Below are 317 nucleotides of genomic sequence, written 5' to 3'. Positions count from 1 at the left end.
CACATCGGTAATCACGGCTGTCGCGGCGTAGCTGCTGCCATCGGTCAGGTCGTCGGCGGCAATGATGACCGCCACGTTGCCGGCGGTGATGTCGTCGGCGTCCAGCTCGACCGAAGCGGTGATCACGTTCGACGCGTCATCGCTGTCGACCAGAGTGACGGTCACGGTGTCACCCGCGACGGCCTCATCGCTGAGGGTGACCGTGGTTTGCAGACCCGCGGCCAGTTCGGCGGCACTCACACCATCTACCGCTGCCTCGATGGCCAGCGTCGGCGCAGACGGCGCGGTGATGTCGATGGCGACATCAATGCTGTTCG

Annotated in this window: 1 protein-coding gene; it reads right to left on the bottom strand. The window is 65.3% G+C overall.

Annotated elements, in window-relative coordinates:
* A partial coding sequence (locus HXS65_RS17400) for a hypothetical protein (RefSeq protein WP_176494542.1) occupies positions 1-317 on the bottom strand: 317 nt, incomplete at both ends.

The organism is Cobetia sp. 5-25-4-2 (genome assembly GCF_013374075.1).
Taxonomy (GTDB): Bacteria; Pseudomonadota; Gammaproteobacteria; order Pseudomonadales; family Halomonadaceae; genus Cobetia; species Cobetia marina.
Note: the sequence above shows the minus strand (reverse complement) of the source record. Positions and strands in the feature narration are given on the sequence as shown.